The sequence below is a fragment of the Glaciecola sp. MF2-115 genome (genome assembly GCF_047250385.1).
Lineage (GTDB): Bacteria > Pseudomonadota > Gammaproteobacteria > Enterobacterales > Alteromonadaceae > Glaciecola.
In genome coordinates this window covers 376,833-394,362 of record NZ_JBLBVM010000056.1, presented here as the reverse complement: position 1 = coordinate 394,362, position 17,530 = coordinate 376,833, and the positions used below count along the sequence as shown (strand labels likewise).

Below are 17,530 nucleotides of genomic sequence, written 5' to 3'. Positions count from 1 at the left end.
AAATTTAAAGGACGAGTTATGAAGTTTGTTGTTTTGGCAGTTATCGTTGCTATGCTTGCATTTTTCTTCTTCAGAAGCGCAAATAATAAAAAGCTAGCTGCTGAAAATATTGAGATAGGAAAGCAGTTTCTAATCGAAAATAGAATAAAAGAGGGCGTTATTGAAACCGATTCAGGTTTGCAATATGAGGTTCTCAACAAAGGCGAGGGTAATGTTCATCCAAGCGCAAATTCAACAGTTGAAGTGCATTACCACGGTCTTTTATTAAACGACACTGTTTTTGATAGCTCGGTAAATCGCGGAAAATCTATCAGCTTCCCTTTAAATCAAGTGATAAAAGGTTGGACGGAAGGTGTTCAATTAATGGTAGTTGGTGATAAATTCAAATTCTATATTCCATCAGAATTGGCTTATGGCGATAGAGCAACGGGTAGCATTGAACCGGGCTCTTTGTTGATTTTTGAAGTGGAATTATTAGAAATTAAATAATTCAGCATCATTTGGACGTTTAATTGAGATTAATTAGTTTAATGAAGAATTTAAGTTTAAATAAAGAAGCAATCACAGAATTGCTTCAACCAATAGCATCGTTTTTACATACCGAAACGCCAGATGAATGGCTTGAAGAAGCAATTAAATCTGAAAATTTTCAAGTCTTGTTAATTGATCACTTAATTTGCGAGCTTAAGGCTTCGCAATCCGCGATGTTCCTAATCAGAAAGTATGCTTTAGACAAAGAGGGCGGTGACGCCTTACTTTCTTGGTTACAACCGTTTGAACAATATGTTTACAAACGCGAGGGTGACTGGCGTGAGCTACCATCAAAGAACAAATTATCGAAATCTATTATTCCGCGCTCAGACTCTAAATACGGCCAAGACTTAATTGATAAAATGGTTTTGTTAATCAAAGAAGAGCTTCATCACTTTTATCAGGTGCTAGAAATGATGGAGCATTACGGCATTGAATACAAAAGCATCACTCCCTCAAGGTACGCTAAAGGCATGCTTCGGCATGTTAAAACACATGAACCGGAAGGTTTAGTTGATAAGTTGATTTGTGGCGCTTATATCGAAGCACGCTCCTGTGAACGATTTGCGAAGCTGGCCGCGCACGTAGATGAAAAGTTAGGGGAGTTTTACATATCTCTTCTTCGTTCTGAAGCAAGACATTATCAAGATTATTTAGCGCTGGCTGAATCAATCAGTGGTACTGACATTTCAGAGAGAATTGCGTATTTTGGCAAGGTTGAAGCGGACTTAATAAATTCAAGCGATAGTGATTTTAAATTTCACAGTGGCGTCCCAAAACATTAGGTGTTTATCGCGCACACAGTCCTTGAGCGTACGCTTCATATTGCCTACAATGACGTTCTTTTTTAATAACGATTATCATTATGACTGACACTGATTCAAAACCCGAACTACCAGATAGATTATCAGGAAACTCTCGCAGCCCACATTATGTTGAAGAAGTTTTCCACCATAAGATTGGTATACGTTTAAATGGCAAAGAGCTAACCAATGTTGAAGAATATTGTATTAGTGAAGGCTGGGTAAAGATACCTTCACCAAAGTCTTTGGATCGCCGTGGCCAACCGATGCTAATTACTTTAAAAGGCGGCGTTGAGGCGTTTTATAGTTAATTAAGGCAATCCACTGATAACACACTGCCAACAGTATATCTACTTACGCCTAATACTGTTGGCTGTTTACTGCAAGAATTTTAGCATTCCAAACTCTCAGCAGCTTTTTACATACAGCTGCATTTTCGCTTTTCATAAATGAGTGCGTTCATACAGCTATATCTTGAAAATGCTTGCTTCTTTATGTAATGTTTTCGCTAGCTCTTCAACTTGCTGACTGGCTTTGGCATTATCTTGAGAGTCGGCCGCGACCTGATCACTGATGGTCCTCATACTAACAAGGTTTTTATCAACTTCAGTCACTACCGCTGATTGCTCTTCAACGGCTGACGCTACTTGAATAGTCATTTGTGCAATACCTGCCACGTCAGTCATGATTTCGTTAAGTACATCTTCTGTTTCTCTTGCCTGGCTTAGGCTACTAATACCCTGATCTTTACAATGGTTAACTTTGATAACAATGTCAGATGTTGTCGTCTGTAGTTCACTGATGATGTTAGTAATTTCCGCAGTCGATTCTTGAGTCCGCACAGCTAAGGTTCTGACTTCATCCGCTACTACTGCGAATCCTCTGCCTTGTTCACCGGCTCTTGCTGCCTCGATAGCTGCATTGAGTGCCAAAAGGTTTGTTTGCTCAGCAATCGCTTTAATAACCTCTAGCACAGAGTTAATACCATCACTCTTATCTTTCAGTTGAACGATATTATCACCAGCTTCGATGAGTTCAGACGACAGGTCTTCTATTTGCGCTAAAGTAATTGTGAGTTTATGCTTTCCTTCGTCTGCCTTAAGTGATGCTTTATCCGTTCTTTCTTGGGTGCTTTGCGCATTGCGTGCGATCTCTTTAGCCGTCATGCCCATTTCCGATACAGCACTAACAACCATATCACTCTCTTTCGCTTGAAGTTGTAAGCTCTCCGAGGTCTTCAAAACACTATTTGAAACAATAGACGTTGACTCCTCCAGTGCTCCAACCGTTTTATTTATACTCTTAATCAAATTTTGGAAATGAGACATAAAAATATTAAATTCTTTGGCTATGTCACCAATTTCATCGTCAGATTCTTCAACTCTTTGGGATAAATCATTACTTTGACGAATGGCAGAAATTCGACGTGAAAAACTTCTCAGAGGATCTAGAATTTGCTTAGCTACAACCATAACGGCACCAAAAATAATAATTGATAAACCAAGCGTGCCAATGACGCTGACAATATGATTGAAACTTCGTTTCGCTTCTACTTCCTCACTGATGCGAGGGATTTCGGTATTTAGATCTTTTTCTACAGTATGAATGATACTGCGCATTTCACCTCTTAAACCAGACTTGGAGTCTAATCCAATATTTTTAGAGATATTTAGAAAACTCTCAAACTCTGATACATAGGTCGCTAAAAGTCGTTTGCTGTTCGTATCGCTCAAGAGCTTATCAAGTTGTGCAGATACATCTTTAAGTCTTCCGACATATTTCTCGTCATTGCGCAGCATGAAGTCTTTTTCATGACGCCTCAAGGTAAGCAAGTAAACTTGTGCTTGCAAATTATTGTTATTAGCTAAGACTTCTTCGAGTTCATGCGTTGCTCTTCTTAACTTTCCGTAATTGCCCGAATCTTTATCCAAGCCTTTGTTTACAGACTCATTAACTAAAGCTTCAAACTTTAATCTATATTTTTCTATATTCGGTCCAATATTTGGGATTTCTCCTTCAGAAATACCAATCTCTGCCAAATCTAATTCAAGCGAGTTTAAAATCGGGTTTATTTGTTCAACTGTTGTATTAAATGAAGTCAGATACTTGGGATCCAAACGCATCAAAAAATCTTTTTCATTGCGCCTGAGTTGTAACATTAAGGATTCAATTTTCTGAAGCTCGCTATTAATTGAAACCATTTTGCTCAAACTGCTTTGATTGACGGTGCTTTGTACATAAAATCCTACAAAACCAACCAATACCAAAGCTCCAATTATTCGTAGCTTCTGTTGTATTCTTAGAGACATATTACAACCTTTTAATTTTATGCTTTCCGCAGATACTATTGTGTAGTCATTTTATTAATTTACTTAACAGCAATGATAAGCACGATTAACTCGCAAAATAGTAACGCACTTATTCGAACTTCGCATTCGTTTGAATTTTCGCAGTCAGAAAATCTGAAGCGGAGAGTCACTTTACTTGTCACGCATAGCTTGACACAGTCTTTATTTTTATCGGCTCAGTGGATGAAATCATGAGCTTCGATAGTAATATTAAGAGCAGCTCAATCACCAGTTAACCACATTTGTACTTTAGGCACTGATTCATAGATCAAACTATTAGCCTAGGTAAAGGAGTATTCAATAGCTTAATTGCACTTCTTACTTGCTGCATGCTATCCAACGCGCTTGTGAGGGAAGCCATATCGAACGCATCTGCACTGTTGTCATCACCCATACTTTCTATCAAGCGATAACTAATTTACGTCCTTTGGATTTTGCTTGGTAAAGTTTTACATCAGCACGTTTTAAGCATTCTGAAAGCGATTCATCCTTTTTAATTTGGGTAATACCTCCACTAAAAGTGATGCTTATAGGCGTAGAACGATGATTGAATATTTGTTTCTCGGTATCGTCTAGAATTGATTTTAAAAGAATTTTCGCATCTAATTTATCAGAATGAAAAAGCACCACGAACTCTTCTCCACCTATTCTGAAAACATTCTTGGCCCCCATATTCTCATGTAAAATTTCAGTGAGTTTTAACAGAATATAGTCACCTGAATCGTGGCCGTAGGCATCATTAATCTTTTTAAAATGGTCAATATCTATTAGGCCTAATGCGACTGTAGAGTTTGCCTGAATAACCTTATGAAAAATTTCTTTTAATGCTAAACGGTTATTTGCACCTGTCAGTGGATCTTTTAAGGCCAAGTTAATGACCTTATCATGTGCCACTTCCCTTGAAGTCTCATAAGTATGGGAAACGACCCAAACAACTGCGTATGTGAAAATGAAATTCACTACGAAAATGATGCTGACATCGGGTTCAGTCAAGTGTTTAAAATATATAACACTTGTTTGAATACATACGGCAACAAAACTGCCAATAAAACCTTGAGTTTTACCCAATAATAAATAGATGACAATGGGGAAGGTAAACGTCCAATAAACAATACCGGCTTGAACATCTTTTGCGTAGGTAATTAAAATAACAGTCAAAATGTAAGCATAAGGTATAAGAAAAAAATACCAGTACTTTACTTTTTTGTATTTAATCTTGATGCAAACGAAAATACAAACGAGGACCAACAAAATATCGAATACGCCCGCTACATAATCGTTTAATAAGAAAAGGTTAATTGCTCCAAGTAATAACCCTGCAATACTCAAAATAATACTCATATTTTTAAGTATTTTTAAACGAAATTGATACGTTTGATCAATTGCATTGTCTACCATTTAGAATATAACCTTTATATTTATTATTAAATAATATTTAACTGAAATGCTTATAAACTAACAATAACTTAAAATTGCCATTTTTTCATTTACTAATGAAACTATAAGTTAAGACCTCATTTATGTTTGGGGCGCTTCCACAAAGTGCTGTTATATTGGAATAAACCTTACTGCCGTGCACGGTTTGTTATAGCCTTTAGTGTTTGCTATAGTTTTCGAAGTTGCATAAAGCCTCCTCAAAGCGCGGAAGTGGAAAAGTATGGATACAGAAACTTTAGACAGGACCTATCAAGCTTTCATCAGTTATCGTCACGCTGACAATAAGATTCCTGGTAGACAATGGGCCACATGGCTGCACCAAGCAATTGAAACATACGAGATACCGGATGATTTAGTTGGCACGACCAATCAAAGTGGTGAAAAGATACCAAGTCGTATTTTCCCTATATTTAGAGACGAAGAAGAGCTTCCTGCTCACGCTGATCTTGGAAATGCGATTACATTAGCGTTAGATAATACTGAAACACTAGTAGTTATATGCTCTCCCAATGCGGTTCAATCTACTTACGTCGCAGAGGAAATTGATTATTTTAAGCAAGTAGGGAAATCCGATAGATTAATTGCGGCTATTATCGATGGCGAGCCCAACTGTAGCTGGGATAAGAGTAAAGAAGCATTAGGCTTTAAACCTGAGGATGAATGTTTTCCTATACCTCTCCAGTTTGAATACAACGAACAAGGTAGAACTGATAAAAAAGCAGAGCCCATCGCTGCTGACTTTCGAATAAATGAAGACGGTAGGCCGCAAGAAGGCTGGACGTCACCCGAAGCGTATCGTTCGAAATTGCTTGAACACAATTTTAGTAGGTCTGAAATTGAATCAAGAGTAGAAGCCTATTCCAGTCAGTTACATTTAATGAAGCTAAAAATCATCGCCGGTATTCTTAGGATCCCACTGGGGCATTTAACTAAACGAGATCAGGCTTACCAATTAGCGCAAGAAAAAGAACGAGCAAAGAAACTACGACAATGGTTAACTGCAATAGGTCTACTTGCAGTTGTAGCTGTTTCAACTGGGGTGTGGGCTTGGACCCAACGTCAAGTCGCGTTGGAAAATGAACGAGTTGCTGTAGAGCGACTGCTAGAAAGGCAAGTATCCGACGCTAACCGACTCACTAATGAAGCGATTGAGTATATAGATAACGGAAATGCCACTGCGGCATTAGAAAGATTAAACGATGCCATTCCCGAAAATATTTACAAGCCAGAATGGCCCATTAGTGATAAAACCGCGGCTGTTCTTAACCGAGCGATCGCAAAAAAGATAAACAGTGTCGTTATTGCAACTGATATCGACACTTTTTCCCTACTTAAAGTAATAGATGAGCGGCATTTGTTAGCTGTTTCGGATAAAAACCGAGTCGTTAAATATACAAAGCAAGGTGAATTGGTAAGTGAATGGACCTTCGCTCCTCAGATGCTTATGCACGTTACTCAAGACAATCAACGATTAGTCGGAGCTGCAATCATTAATAGAGAAGAGCCTACACCAGAAGGCGCTATTGCAGACACAAAATATGTAGATTACTTCGTTTCTAAGACCTTAGATTTGTATACAGGAGAAATATTAAATGAAATAGAATTAAAGTTAGACGAGCAATCTATCTCCTATAGCAATATATTCGCTAGCTTTTCTGAGGAGCGTATTTTCTCACCTGACGGAAGTCGCTATTTAGCCTACAAAGAAGACTACAGTGATGATAACACCACATATTCATTCGTCGTTATCGATACGAGCAGCGGTGAGTTCATATTTGAGGCCCCTATAAATCATTATCCTAGAAGCGTGTTGGCTATCGATAATGAAAACTTCGTTGTATTACAAACACGATACGCAGACGAAAATACGCCTTATTTAAGTCAATTAATTCATGTATCAAGTGCTTCAAATAACACAACAACACTATGGCAATCAAACGAAATGCTCGCTTGCCGAGATGGTAAATTGCAATCAGCTGCCGACGATAATAGAGCTGATTTATCTGTCAGCACCAGCGATCAATTTAATGCTATTGTAGCTATGTGGAAGCCAAGCTATAGCCAAGGACGTTTTTGTTTAAAAAGCTTTTCATTAGAAGATTTCAGTCAATCATCCTTGGTCGCCATTGACTATGCTGAAGACATTGAATTAAATAAAGCTGAAAAAGAAGTTTTAGACTCAGCCCTCACGACTCATCCATTATTAGTTTACAGCTTACCATCAGGCGATTTCTACGCAGCAAATAAATCACCGGTCAGTTCCGTAATTATGAGCAATGAAACCTATTACGCTGACGAGTCCGTTATTATTGCAAATAATCATTCATTTTCACCACCCGATGACGCTGGGCAATTAGAGCAATTAGCATTTGATGATGAGTTTGGGCAGTTGTGGTACGCATCTGTAGATAGAAGCATTCGTAATTTCATTTATCGGGGCAGCGAGCAGCGTTATAACATGGAAATATCTTTGTATAACAGCAAAGTATGGGTGCTTGACGACTCTATTATCGTGTTAGATGAAGAAGCTAAGGAGCTTAAAAATGGGCAATGGCAAAACACATTTTGGGTGATAAACCCTGAAAACTCTGATGGCATCAAGTCTTTTACAGTAGAAGGGATTGATCAATTTCCTAGTTTTTACTTGTATCCAAATAACGTTATTGCGGTCGCTAGCGTAGCTCCCGATGCCGAAGACTTAGATTCCTTTGGAAGTAAGCAAATAAATGTTAGCTTAATCGGCATAAACACAGGTGAATTGCTATACAGTTTTGATGTGAGCGATATGTTTAAAGAAGTACCCCCACACACCAAAAATCATATAGCACTTATCAAGGATAAACTTCTTAAGGTCATCGATATTAAATCGTTTGAACAATTGACTTATGACTTTCCATCTCAACAAACGCCATTTGAAGTGTTTACTCTAGAAGAAAGTATTGTGATCGCAGCATCCGATAAACCGAATGATCCAGACAACAGAGTAATTACTCTCTACAAGCTTTCGTCTGATTTGCAAGAATTACAAGTTTTAGCAAGTAAACAAGCTCAGTCGTTGCAAGTCATACCTATGAAACATAAACATTCTGCATTACTTGAATGGGACATTCGCTATGACAAACCGAAGGAGTTTCAAAAAATTAATGCGGATTTAAAGATGTTAGACATTGCTACGGGTTGGGAGGATAGTTTTGGTCAGGAATTTCTCCTTCCACAGCACTCTGATCATATATATGTTGTAACAGACTACAAATACGCACAGAAATTTGATTTTCAGGGGCAGTTGTTAAGTGAAACTATTACGCAAACTGATTGGTACAACGGGTTTCTTAGTTATGATACTAAATATTTGCTTTCCGATGACGCTATTTTACCGTTAGCAGGAAGCGATAACTGCGAGTTACTTAATAATGGAAACATTTCTGGGAGGATATTGCAGATATCACCTAAGTCTCAATTTTTAGCATTTTCTGACGCTAATAACACGTTCGTGTATGACCTAAATAGCTGCGCGATTAGCTATGAACTCCCTGTTGGCGCAAGCACGAGTAATAGTCTAGCAATATCAGATACTGGCGTATTGTATCTTCTTACTTCTCAAGGGCTGCAAATTCACTCTACAACTAACACCGTAGAGGAAAACGTCGCAATTTTGCGCAGATGACCTGAATAAGCTCTAATTGCTTTTAAGGGGGCACTTTCCTTCTTGTGTGTTGCAAAGTAAGTCAGCCATAGTTGCGTCTCTATACATGTTGCTATGGTTGATTAAAGATTGAATAACGAATGTGACATCGATCGGTATTGCTAAACTTGGGAAGCTGCTCAGTAGGTATGCAGGATTCGTTGACCTTGATATTGCTGGGTGAATGCATTAGCTCAATGATGGCATTCCCATCATCATCAAGCGATAAAATATTGGTAATGAAATAGTTTGATATTAAAGCCACGCTTTTAATCGGGCGAGAAGCAAATAAAAAGGTATCGGTTTCATAGACGATAAAACTTGGGTGACCCTCTTCGGCATAGCCTGTAATGATGTACTTGCCGCCTGTTGAAAAGTTCTTTACGAACACATGTGCAACATCACCCTTAATCGCCTCTAAAAAAACAAAACGGCCAATGTCGTTTTGGCGATAAAATACCACATCGTTCACGGGCATGTCAGGCGAAGCGGTGCTTACCACACACAATGAATCCGTGTAATTAGGTATAGAATGGCAACTTATAGGTAAGCTTGTTTGTTTCTCATTGGCGAGAACAAGGGTACTGAAAAGCAGAACGGTCGGCCATAAGATAATCCTCTTCAAAACGTGATAACCCTCATATTACCATCCTTACTATTTGGCATCTTGCAAAAAAGCCACGCGGCCCTAGTGATCAACAACAATCCAAATCACTATTACCATTAAAACTCGGGTTTACGGTGTGTCCATTATTGCAATTGCACTTGCAGATAAGCCGTCTTCACATCACCAGTAATTCGAAGCACTTGCTAGTGCTTTAGCATGATTTTATGTACTAATGTCTGTTGGTTAACTGCGAACGTTACGGTGTACTCACCCGCTGGTTGTTCGGAATTCTCAGGGAAAGGAAAGTTCACTAACTTCGCTGTACTTGCATCAAAACTGAATTTGCCAATCACTTTGCCTCTGGGGTTCGTCAATGTGGTTTGCACATCGGTGACTGGTTTTTTACTAAATTGCGGACGCACTAATAAGCGCTGAACACACACAAGCTCTGAAAAGCGTGGGGGCTGGCAGTATGTTGGGGTCGTATATATTTGTTTAATATAAATTGGGCTAGATAGGTCGTTTTCGAGCTGTTTTATTGTTTCTTGGAAAAGCAGCTTTTCGTCCGCATAAGCCATGATTTCAAGTTGAAGTTTATCTACTTGATTTTGCACTAATTGCTTTTCCGTATTTGCATTTCTTGCGGCTTCATTGGCAACTGTCAATTGTTCTTTCAAGGAAGCCATTTGCTTTGTTAAGAAATTGACTTGAACAGCATTGTCACTGCACTCTTCAGCACTGTATGTTTGAGATGTCGCAATTCGTTTTCTTTGTGCTGCTTGTTGCTCTGCTAATTCCAAAGCCGCGACTTGGTCGGATTTACATTGTTCTAATTTTTCGAGATTTGAATCGAGCATCGCTCGAGTTTGCATGATCTGACGTTGAACATCATCGCCAGATTCTTCTAAAAATTTATTTTGGGAAGCGAGCTCTGCCGCTCTTCTTTCGAGCTGTTTATTATTATCCAACAGGCTAATGACGTAGTCGGTATCGAATACATCTGCATTTTTGTCATCACCCATCACTAATACAGTAATTACGACTATATTAATAATCACCAGTACAAGGTACTTGATGCTGCGGTTGAACATTTGGGATGTCCTTATCTTTTCTTATTAGACGATAGCGGAAACAACCTTAATAACGCTTCATGAAATGAATTGTTTCAACACAACCCATATAGGAATGATAAAGATGAATGCGACTCTTTACAAACCTTTTAATGATTGATTCCGGATTAAAAGAAGATTTTGAGGATGTTTAGTTATGGTTTACTTGATGAAGCACTAAAAAACGCGGTTTTCTAGTGCAAGGCCTTCTTGGCCTGCAATCAAAATGCTGCCTTGATCATACCAATCACCCAAAACAATTCGAGTCATTCTTCTTTCTAGAACAGTAAACTCATGCACCGCGGGCCGATGTGTGTGACCGTGGATTAACAAGTCAACGTCATGGTGCTGCATAGCTAATTCAACCTCGCTTTGCGTAACATCCATAATGTCTGCGGTTAGCTGCTTTTGATTGTTCTTGCTTGTCTCTCTGCCATTTTTAGCGATTTTTTGACGGGTCTTTAATGGCAGCATTAACATCAATCTCGGCCACCACCAGCCTCGTGATTTTTTGCGAAACTTTTGATATTCAATATCTCTGGTACACAATTCATCACCATGCATTAGTAAAGCGCGGCGCCCATATAGGTCGATAACATGCTGTTCTGGCAGGATCGTCATTCCAGCTTTGTCAGCAAATGCTTGGCGAATTGCGAAGTCACGATTTCCGTGAATGAAGTAGATTGGAACACTGAGGCTCAAGGTTTTTAGTGCACTTGCTACACTCTCTGAGAAGGGGCTTATGTCATCGTCACCTATCCACACCTCAAACAAGTCGCCCAGTATATAAAGAGCATCAGCATGAATGGCTTCGTTTTCAAGAAAACGGAAAAGGCATTCGCTAATATCTTGTCGATCTGCACTTAAATGCAGGTCAGAGATGAAGTAGGTGACAGACATTGTTTTACCTAGGTTCGTTCTTATTCTTCAACGATTTCAGCTGATTCAATAATAACGTCTTCTAGTGGAACGTCTTGATGCATGCCCATGTTACCTGTTGCAACACCTTTGATTTTTTCTACAACATCCATACCTTCAACAACTTCTGCAAAAACGCAGTAGCCATAACCTTGTGAGTTTGCTGCAGTGAAATCCAAGAAGCCATTATCTTTTACATTAATGAAAAATTGCGCTGTTGCAGAATGAGGGTCATTGGTGCGAGCCATAGCAAGCGTACCCATTTTATTACTTTTGCCATTATCAGCTTCGTTTTCAATAGGCGCTTTTGGTGTTTTTTGCTCAAGACCCGGCTCAAAACCACCACCTTGGATCATGAAGTTGCTGATGACACGATGGAATATTGTACCGTTGTAAAAACCTTCTTCAACATAGCTTAAAAAATTCGCTACTGTTTTTGGGGCTGCGTCGGCAAACATTGCGATTTTAATGTCACCGTGATTCGTTTTTAAAATAACCATGTGTGTTTCCTTAAACTTAAAATTGAATTGCCGCAATGGTAGCGTAAAATGCAGGTAAGACCAACGAGATGCTAATGTTTTTAAGGTAAAGTTAAGAAAAGCTGACAAAAGCAGTTCACATTTAGAGTGTCAATGCTAGAATTCCACCGATCGAAACCTGCTACATAGCAAAACGAAACAAAATAACCATAAGGTAAGCTTAAAACATGCTACAGATTTACAACACTTTGACGCGCAAGAAAGAGCCCTTTACTCCCTTAGTTGAGAATAAGGTTGGCTTATATGTGTGCGGAATCACCGTGTATGATCTGTGCCATATGGGGCATGCTAGAACTTATTTGAGCTTTGATATTATGGTTCGTTATCTGCGTCATGCCGGTTACGAAGTGAATTATGTGCGCAATATCACAGATGTTGACGACAAAATCATTCAACGAGCAATTGCGAACAATGAAACACCCGATCAACTAACAGAACGCACAATAGGCATGATGCACGAAGACTTCGCATCTATAAATTTGTTAGAGCCTGATATTGAGCCTCGTGTGACCGAACATATGCCTGAGATTATTGATGTAATCCAACGTTTGTTAGACAAAAAGTATGCTTATCAAGCGCCATCAGGTGATGTTTTGTTTGATGTGAGTTCATATGAACAATATGGTCGCTTGAGTAAACAGGATTTATCTCAATTAAATGCAGGTGCACGAGTTGAAACAAGTAGCGATAAAGATGATCCGCTTGATTTCGTGCTGTGGAAATCCGCAAAGCCTGAGGAACCTAGTTGGGAGTCACCGTGGGGCAATGGTCGTCCAGGTTGGCACATTGAATGTTCAGCAATGAACCACAAACATTTGGGTGAACACTTTGATATACATGGTGGCGGCTCAGATTTAATGTTCCCACATCACGAAAACGAAATTGCACAATCCTGCTGCGCCTTTGATACACCGTACGTTAATACTTGGATGCATGCGGGTATGGTTCAGGTTGATGACGTTAAGATGTCCAAATCGCTGGGTAACTTCTTTACCTTGCGCGATGTTCTGAAAGTACACGATCCTGAAACCTTGCGTTTCTTCTTGATGTCGGCTCACTATCGTAGTCAGTTGAGCTATTCACAAGACAGTATATCTCAAGCAAAAGCAGGTCTTGAGCGTTTGTATACTTCGATGCGTGATGCGCAACCGAATATGGACGTTGATCTTGCTCTCGGTGGCTATTTGACCAGGTTTGAAGCGGCGATGAATGATGACTTTAATATGCCTGTGGCATTTTCAGTTTTGTTTGACGTTGCAAAAGACTTGAATAAAGCAACAGACGAAAGCACAGCTAATGATTTGGCAGGCGTATTGAAAAAGCTGGGTGGTATTCTTGGTATTCTTCAAATGAAGCCTACAGATTATTTGCAAGGTAATGTGTCTGGCGAAGCGGGTGATGAGTTTGCCGCTAAAGTTGAAGCCTTAATTGAGCAACGCAACACCGCTCGCGCTAATAAAGATTGGCCTGCGGCTGATGCTGCTCGTGATGGCCTGAATGAATTAGGTGTTGTTCTTGAAGATGGACCTGAAGGGACAACTTGGCGTAAAGCATAAGGTCTTATTCGGTCGTTCCTTCGTAGGAAGGAACCTCGTTTAAGCACCCGTCGTTCCTTCGCAGGAAGGAACCCCGTTTAAGCAACCATCATTCTTTCGCAGGAAGGAACCTCGTTTAAGCAACCGTCATTCCTTTGCAGGAAGGAACCTCGTTAAAGCAACCGTCATTCCTTCGCAGGAAGGAAGCTCGTTTAAGCAACCGTCATTCCTTCGAAGGAAGGAATCTCCATCAAACACCAGAAAATGCCAACTCTACCGCTACTACGTCTCAGTAACATCCACATATAACTTAAGTTTCTGTCCCGGCTGCAAATACTTTTTCCCAGCCAAGCCATTCCATTTTGAAATATCACTCACTTTCACATTAAAGCGATTAGCGATTCGAGATAATGAATCGCCATTTCTCACCGTGTAGGTGAGTTTGCGCATGATGCTATTATCAGTTTGTTGTTCGGAAACTTGATTCACCCAGACAACAAGTTCCTTACCAGGCATTAGTGGATCGCGGGGTGCCATGCCATTCCATTTAGCTAAATCTCTTATCTTCACTTTGTATGAGCGAGATAAGTCCCAAAAAGTATCGCCTTTCTGAACTTTGTGAGTAAGTTGGTAAGCGCCTTTCTTTTCCGCTTGTTTGCGAGCTAGTCTTTGATCTGCGGACAAGGAATATTCTTCCATACTCTTCAGAGCTATAGGCACTAAAAGGAAATCATTTGCATAAATCACATTGTTTTTCATGCCATTAATGCTTTGAATGACATCAATAGTCGTATTATATTTTTTTGCAATTAAACCCAAGCTTTCGCCAGATTTTACTTTATGTCGCACCCAATTTAATCGGTCTTCAGCATCGGTTTCTGCTAAGGCCGCTTTAAAGTCACTTGCAACTTGGCGCGGAACAACGAGCCTGTGAGGACCGTCCGGATCAGTAGCCCAACGATTGTAACCAGGGTTTAACGCATGTAACTCTTTGGTCGTTAAACCCGCTTTTGCCGCTGCAACGGCCAAATCAATTTGCGAGCCAACATCTACAATTTCGATGACGGGCTGATTACTAACGGTTGGCCAGTCAAACGATAGCTTTTCTTTGTTAGCTAGTATATCTGCTAAGGCGAGAAGCTTTGGTACATAAGCGCGTGTTTCTTTTGGCAGGTCGAGAGACCAGAAATCGGTTGGACGACCTTTGCGCTTATTATTGCGGATGGAGCGCATGACGCGTCCTTCACCACTATTGTATGCAGCAAGGGCGTGTAACCAATCGCCATCAAATAACTTGTGTAAACGTTGTAGATATTTGATAGCGCCTTCAGTAGATGCAATGACATCTCTGCGACCGTCATACCACCAAGTTTGCTTCATTCCGTAATGCTTGCCAGTGCCCGGAATAAATTGCCACATGCCAGCAGCACGGCCATGTGAATAGGCAAAGGGATCAAAAGCACTCTCAACGATTGGCAGCAAAGCTAGCTCAGATGGCATTCCCGCTTTCTCTAGCTCTTCAGCAATATAATATAAAAAAGGTTCAGCGCGCTTCGAAACACGTTTCATGTATGAAGGGTGGCGTAAATACCATGCTTTTTGATTGTTAACACGTTTTTCATTCGGAATATGAAAACTGAAGTTTTTTCTGATTCGGTCCCATGTATCGTGTATCTCAATCGGCGCAGGTACAGTGTCTTCTACAAGCTCTAAATCGAGAGGTTCGACTGGATGTATGACTGTTAATACACCATCTTCCGAGGATTCGCACATAGTAATGTCGGGATCAGCAGCAACACCGCAGGAAATTTCATCGTGCTCAGTTTCTAATGCACTTGATTCTTCTAATTTTGCTGAATTATTTTGCTCAGTTAACACACAAGCACTTAACATCAGCGGCAGCAATAAAGCTGTAATATATTTCATTCGTTCCTAATCTTTTGTTGCTTTCATCGTTTATTTTACAAAGCATCTCTGTGCTTATCGCTCGGTCTTTATGACCATTTTTGGACGCCAATCATAGCAAATTTCACTGTTGATTAGAAATTGTCCTTACAGCTTCTCAACGCTGCGAACACTTCGACGTCTGATTGAGTAGATAAGTTCATGATTTTTTCTATGTTTTGTTTTATTTCAGGGGCATCGCTTCGTAAGAAAGGATTAATCTTGTTTTGCTCAGCAATCGTACTCGGTAGTGTTATTTGAGAGTGACTGCGTTTCTCTTTAGCCCAAGAATGATATTCGTTTAGCGCTTGGTTGTTAGGGTCAACATGCGTAGCAAAGGCGAGGTTAGCCAAGGTATATTCGTGGGTGCAATATACTTTTGTTCGCTCGGGTAATCTTGCGAGTTTTTGCAGTGACTTGTGAAAGACTTCCGGAGTACCTTCAAACATGCGACCGCAACCTGCAGAGAATAAAGTATCACCACAAAATAAGATGTCTTCATTAAAATACACAATGTGGTCCATCGTGTGACCTGGCGTTTCCATGATCTGAAGCTCAACATTTGGTGCTTGCAATGAAAGTTTGTCACCTTCGCTCAAACCATGATCTATACCAACAATACTCGGGTTTTTAGGACCATAAACGATAGCATCAGGATAAGCTGCTTTTAAGGCCTCAATGCCACCGGTATGATCGTAATGGTGGTGAGTAATCAAAATATATGTGAGCGTTAATTGTTGCTCGTCCAATACTGATTTGACTGGCGTTGCATCACCAGGATCAACAACCATTGCATGCTTATCGTCATGTAAACACCAAATATAGTTGTCATTGAATGCTGGAATAGCAAAAATATTATTCATAGCCACTTCTTAAAACTCCTTCAATAATGGTATCGCTCACTGTTGGAATACGCTTGATGATTCTAAGTTTCAAGCATATTTGATACGACACTTAATTAAATTGTATTACGCTTGCAAAGCAATGTGCGTTCACTATAACCTTGCTACACTTTATTTTACTATTTTTCAGGAAGTAAACATTAGGTGATGCGGTCAGCGCTCAGTGATATCAAGCCCGAATATCCCAGTTCATGGTCGTCTTTAAGTCAAGGCGAGCAAATTCGTGCTGAGCTTGAAAATGCATGTGCGCCAATTGTAGAACGCTTTTTTGGCTATCACTTTGTGCGACTAGGTAGTTTAAGCAGTGATATTAACATATCCGCGTGCTCTATTAAGCATGTAGTGAATATCACGGATGCTGAGCATGAAAAAGCGAATGTCCGCGGTGTTTCAAGAGAATTACCTTTACAACAGAATTCAGTCGATGCTTTTTTGCTTGCGGCAGAGCTCGATTTTGCTCAAGACCCTCATCAAATTTTACGCGAAGTCGATCGAGCAATCACGGCTAATGGCCAGTTGATCATCGCAGGCTTTAACCCTTATAGTTTAGCTGGAGTGTTGAAGTACTTCCCAATCAACAAGGGAAACCTTTTACATCAGGGGCGTTTCTTTACTAGCGCGCGAATTAAAGATTGGTTGCAGTTGTTAGGTTTTGAAATTGTAGAGCAGGAGAATGTCATGTATTCGTCACTTTTTGCGGATACTCGCTTTTTGCCGGGTTCAAAAATACAACAATTTTGTAAGCGCTATTTACCCGCGTTTTCATCTATGTATATCTTGGTCGCTCGTAAGCGTGAAATACCCTTATCAACAATTAAACCAAAATGGAAAGTAAATAAACCGCGATTTGCTCCGGCTAGCGCTAGGATAGGTCACTCACAAGGCCGAGCGTCAAAGTAAAAGGAAGCTCGTCAAAGTAAAAGAAAGAACGTCATAGTATGTAATGTTGCTTGTAAGACAATTAAAGGCGTATTAGTGTGCCTGCTTTGTTGAATACCTTCGTACCTTACTTTGATTCTTACTTTGCTTAAGCTAATTGTTTTGCATAGCTACATAAAATGCATAGCTACGCAATTCGTATAGGTAAGTAAATTGCATAGCTATTTACAGCAACTAGCATCATAAACATCGTGTCAAAACGAATCACAACTCAGCGTTTATTAAAGCGAAATTAA

General features: G+C 39.8%; 14 protein-coding genes. 6 read left to right on the top strand and 8 right to left on the bottom strand.

Translation table 11 applies throughout. From position 1 onward, the window contains the following. Positions 1 to 18: 18 nt before the first annotated feature. From ACKLNX_RS16905 to ACKLNX_RS16895, 3 genes are all read left to right on the top strand, one after another. Positions 19 to 489 (top strand): FKBP-type peptidyl-prolyl cis-trans isomerase, encoded by a 471-nt coding sequence (locus ACKLNX_RS16905; RefSeq protein WP_412973212.1) that lies wholly within the window; start codon positions 19 to 21, stop codon positions 487 to 489. A gap of 41 nt (positions 490 to 530) precedes the next feature. Then, positions 531 to 1,316, top strand: a complete 786-nt coding sequence (gene miaE / locus ACKLNX_RS16900; protein ID WP_412973211.1) for a tRNA isopentenyl-2-thiomethyl-A-37 hydroxylase MiaE — start codon at positions 531 to 533, stop codon at positions 1,314 to 1,316. Positions 1,317 to 1,396: 80 nt separating this feature from the next. Further along, positions 1,397 to 1,645 (top strand): DUF3297 family protein, encoded by a 249-nt coding sequence (locus tag ACKLNX_RS16895; protein ID WP_412973210.1) that lies wholly within the window; start codon positions 1,397 to 1,399, stop codon positions 1,643 to 1,645. 156 nt (positions 1,646 to 1,801) lie between these two features. On the opposite strand, the gene ACKLNX_RS16890 is transcribed toward ACKLNX_RS16895, so the two are convergent. Next, a complete protein-coding gene (locus ACKLNX_RS16890) occupies positions 1,802 to 3,643 on the bottom strand; it encodes a methyl-accepting chemotaxis protein (protein ID WP_412973209.1) in 1,842 nt (613 codons plus the stop codon). Between the two features lie 441 nt (positions 3,644 to 4,084). Next, complete coding sequence (locus ACKLNX_RS16885) at positions 4,085 to 5,080, bottom strand: GGDEF domain-containing protein (protein ID WP_412973208.1); 996 nt, start codon at positions 5,078 to 5,080, stop codon at positions 4,085 to 4,087. A gap of 259 nt (positions 5,081 to 5,339) precedes the next feature. Between ACKLNX_RS16885 and ACKLNX_RS16880 the strand changes: the two genes are divergently transcribed. Next, positions 5,340 to 8,783 (top strand): toll/interleukin-1 receptor domain-containing protein, encoded by a 3,444-nt coding sequence (locus tag ACKLNX_RS16880; protein ID WP_412973207.1) that lies wholly within the window; start codon positions 5,340 to 5,342, stop codon positions 8,781 to 8,783. Positions 8,784 to 8,874: 91 nt separating this feature from the next. Here ACKLNX_RS16880 and ACKLNX_RS16875 read toward each other — a convergent pair whose 3' ends face one another. The 4 genes from ACKLNX_RS16875 to ACKLNX_RS16860 all read right to left on the bottom strand — a co-directional run bounded on the left by ACKLNX_RS16875 (position 8,875) and on the right by ACKLNX_RS16860 (position 11,935). Continuing rightward, complete coding sequence (locus tag ACKLNX_RS16875) at positions 8,875 to 9,303, bottom strand: hypothetical protein (RefSeq protein ID WP_412973206.1); 429 nt, start codon at positions 9,301 to 9,303, stop codon at positions 8,875 to 8,877. Positions 9,304 to 9,611: 308 nt separating this feature from the next. Next, a complete protein-coding gene (locus ACKLNX_RS16870; RefSeq protein WP_412973205.1) occupies positions 9,612 to 10,499 on the bottom strand; it encodes a hypothetical protein in 888 nt (295 codons plus the stop codon). A 195-nt stretch (positions 10,500 to 10,694) separates the two neighbouring features. Then, complete coding sequence (lpxH, locus tag ACKLNX_RS16865; protein ID WP_412973204.1) at positions 10,695 to 11,417, bottom strand: UDP-2,3-diacylglucosamine diphosphatase; 723 nt, start codon at positions 11,415 to 11,417, stop codon at positions 10,695 to 10,697. 20 nt (positions 11,418 to 11,437) lie between these two features. Further along, entirely contained in the window at positions 11,438 to 11,935 is a 498-nt protein-coding gene (locus ACKLNX_RS16860) for a peptidylprolyl isomerase (protein WP_411693550.1), read from the bottom strand. 206 nt (positions 11,936 to 12,141) lie between these two features. Here ACKLNX_RS16860 and cysS point away from each other — a divergent pair, with 206 nt between their 5' ends. Further along, positions 12,142 to 13,530 (top strand): cysteine--tRNA ligase, encoded by a 1,389-nt coding sequence (gene cysS, locus ACKLNX_RS16855; protein WP_412973203.1) that lies wholly within the window; start codon positions 12,142 to 12,144, stop codon positions 13,528 to 13,530. A 261-nt stretch (positions 13,531 to 13,791) separates the two neighbouring features. Here the strand turns inward: cysS and ACKLNX_RS16850 are convergent, their stop codons facing one another. Further along, the gene (locus tag ACKLNX_RS16850) at positions 13,792 to 15,435 is read right to left on the bottom strand and encodes a LysM peptidoglycan-binding domain-containing protein (RefSeq protein ID WP_412973202.1); all 1,644 of its coding nucleotides are present in this window, start codon (positions 15,433 to 15,435) and stop codon (positions 13,792 to 13,794) included. A gap of 113 nt (positions 15,436 to 15,548) precedes the next feature. After that, positions 15,549 to 16,316, bottom strand: a complete 768-nt coding sequence (gene gloB / locus ACKLNX_RS16845; RefSeq protein ID WP_412973201.1) for a hydroxyacylglutathione hydrolase — start codon at positions 16,314 to 16,316, stop codon at positions 15,549 to 15,551. Between the two features lie 186 nt (positions 16,317 to 16,502). On the opposite strand from gloB, the gene ACKLNX_RS16840 reads away from it, so the two are divergent. Then, positions 16,503 to 17,255, top strand: a complete 753-nt coding sequence (locus ACKLNX_RS16840) for a methyltransferase domain-containing protein (protein ID WP_412973200.1) — start codon at positions 16,503 to 16,505, stop codon at positions 17,253 to 17,255. Positions 17,256 to 17,530 lie beyond the last annotated feature (275 nt).